The 535-nt window shown below is 62.1% G+C and carries 1 protein-coding gene; it reads left to right on the top strand.

Going from position 1 to position 535, the window contains the following annotated elements; translation table 11 throughout:
• On the top strand, positions 1-277 hold a 277-nt coding region (locus AACY19_RS26920), incomplete at its 5' end, for a hypothetical protein (RefSeq protein ID WP_339454533.1).
• Between the last annotated feature and the right edge of the window lie 258 nt (positions 278-535).

Here is a 535-nt window from a genome sequence, read left to right as displayed (position 1 = left end):
TCGTTTCGGCGTGCGCGCCGGTGACAGCGGCATGTTCTACGGCAAGGTCGGCTATCAGTGGGTCGAGTTCGATCATTATTCGACCTACTCGACCGGCAATACCAGCAAGAAGCAGTATGGCGACATCACCTACGGGATCGGCACCGAGTTCGGCCCGAAAGACATCGGCCTGAAGGGCATCACCGGCAATGCCGGCGTCCGCATCCGTGCCGAAGTGAACACTTATGGTGATTTCCACAGCTTCCGCCCGATGATGGGCCTGATCACGCACTTCTAAGCCTTACGGCTTAGCGTGTCGGAAGGGGCGGGGGATGGCGACATTCCCCGCCCTTTTTGCGTGCGGGGGCGCTAGGGGCGCTTCCTCTTAAAGAGGACCATCCCAATTCCGTTCGGGCTGAGCCTGTCGAAGCCCCCCTCGCCTGAAGCGAGGATCTGGGGCCTGCGAAGACGGGCCCTTCGACAGGCTCAGGGCGAACGGGGAAGGCGGCGGCATTCCCCTCTACGGAAGGGGGATGCCGTGTGCACCACCCCTCAA

It is taken from the genome of Pseudomonas sp. EA_5y_Pfl2_R50 (genome assembly GCF_963970475.1).
Lineage (GTDB): Bacteria > Pseudomonadota > Gammaproteobacteria > Pseudomonadales > Pseudomonadaceae > Aquipseudomonas.
This window is presented reverse-complemented; position numbering and strand designations above follow the sequence as displayed.